This is a genomic window from Paraconexibacter sp. (assembly GCF_041602235.1).
GTDB lineage: Bacteria > Actinomycetota > Thermoleophilia > Solirubrobacterales > Solirubrobacteraceae > Paraconexibacter.
Window position 1 is genome coordinate 1 of sequence record NZ_JBFIGP010000445.1, and the last position, 2,070, is coordinate 2,070.

The 2,070-nt window shown below is 73.1% G+C and carries 1 protein-coding gene; it reads right to left on the reverse strand.

Going from position 1 to position 2,070, the window contains the following annotated elements; genetic code table 11:
• Window positions 1-1,904: PKD domain-containing protein (locus ABYE80_RS20215; protein ID WP_372792153.1), on the reverse strand; the 1,904-nt coding region annotated here is incomplete at its 3' end.
• Window positions 1,905-2,070 lie beyond the last annotated feature (166 nt).

Genomic DNA, 2,070 nt, shown 5'->3' on the forward strand with positions numbered 1-2,070 from the left:
CGGCCGGTGATGGGTACCGTCGACGTCCCGCCCCGCGCGGCGCGCGACAGGGTGGCGACGGTGGTGTAGCGCGTGCACCGTGCACCCTTGCGGGCACGGGGCAGGCAGCGCCCGCCGACCCGCCGTCCGGTCCGGGCCCGCTGGAACGTGATCCGGACGGTGGCGGGCTCCGAGAGCCGCAGGGACAGCGTCGAGCCGAGGCTCCCGCCCACGCGGCGTCCACGTGGCACGACCGCGAAGCGCTTCTTCGTCAGCGCGAGGCGATCCAGGACGGGCGCGCCGAGCGGACCGGGCGACTGACCGGACCCGGGCAGCGGGGGGCCCGGGACCGGTGCTTGCCCACCGCCGCCCGCGGACGGCGGCTCCGGCGGCGGCCCGGCGGTGTCGGGCACCGTGACGGCGATCGTCCTGGTGGACGTCGCGCCGTCCACGTCGGTGACGGTCACGGTCACCGCGTAGGACCCGCCACGGGCGTAGTCGTGGGTCGCCAGCAACCCGGGGCTGTCGGGGCTGCCGTCGCCCCAGGCGATGGAGCCCGTCACCGCGGGGCCGTCGAGGTCGCGGGACGCCCGGGCGTCGGCCGTGACGGAGCGACCGGACTGGCCGACGACGAGCTCGGCGATCGGCCTGGTGTTGATGGCCCGGTCGCGGACGTAGGCGTCGTAGATCGCCGAGTCCCCCGGGACGAGATTCGTCGCGTTCGACGAGAACGCCGCGAAGCGACCGGTTCCGCCGGACAGCCGCACCTGGTCGACACCGGTGGTCGAGGGCTCCCCGGCGCTCGAAAGGTCGAGCCGGGTCGTGGAGCCGCCACAGCGGTCTCGCAGCACTGCCGCGAGCCCGGCCGCCGGCGCCGGACTGACGTTCGCGCTGCGGTAGGCCACCAGGCAGCCGTCATCGGAGACCGACGGCTCGTAGGCCGTGCCTGCCGTGCCGGCGTTGTTCACCGATACCACCTCCGTCTCCGACGTGCAGCGGTTGCGGGCGAAGACCTCCGTGACCCCAGGTCCCGGGTCCGGGGCCACGAGGTTGCTCGCGTCGGACCGAAACGCGATCAGGCAGCCGTCGAAGGACAGCGACGGCTGCGAGGAGTGCAGGTTGGGCTGGTTGGTCGGAGGTCCCGACGGGACGCTTGCTCGCTGGAACGAGCCGGACTGGAGATCGGCGACCACGATGTCGCGGAACCCGTTGGTGTCCGGGGTCGCGAGGTTCGTGGCCTCTGTGGTGAACGCAACCCAACGTCCGTCGCCGGAGACGGCGAGGTCGAAGCTCGTCCCGTTGGCGGCGGCGCCGGCCGCGGTCTCCGTGACCCGTCGGACGGCCCCCGTGCCCGTGTCTGCGGCGAACACGTCCCCGATTCCGCCGGAGGTCCGACTCGCGCGGAAGACCACCCGCGAGCCGTCACGACTGAGCACGGTGCTGTCGGTGCTGCTCGACAGCGCGTGGGTTGCGGGCACCGTGGCGGCGAGGCGGACCGCGCCCGTCGTGGTGTCGGCGAGGAAGAGCTGCGGGCCCGGCGGGGATCCGGGGACGAGGTTGGTGGCGCTCGACCGGAACAGGACCAGCCTGCCGTCCGCGCTCATCTCCGGGAACAGCGCCTCGGCGTTCGCCTGGGCCCCGGAGGGTCCCACGTTCACCCGTGACGTGGCCCCGGTGTGGCGATCGCGCAGGAACACGTCGGCAACCCCGTTGGTGTCGGATCCCGCGAGGTTGTTCGCGAACGAGTTGAACGCGACGAAGCGCCCGTTGGCGGACACCGTGGCGTCGAACGTGTCTTCGTTGCCCGGGGTCCCGGTCGAGCTGAGCGATGCCCGGGTCGTCGTCGGCTGTTGCGCAGCGGCGGGTTGGGTGAGCGCGAGGGTGAGGAGGCTGACGGCCGCGACCGACAGACGGATACGCGACATGATTCGACTTTGGCCCTGTGCCGAGGGGAAGTCAAGGCCTTTCCGCGACGAGGTCCGAAGTCGCGAGCCACTACGCTGGGGCACCCCTCATGAGCGCACTCACCGAACTCCACGACTCCGTCCGCACCGCCGCTGCCGCCGTCGCCGGCGGGGCCGAGGGAGCGGC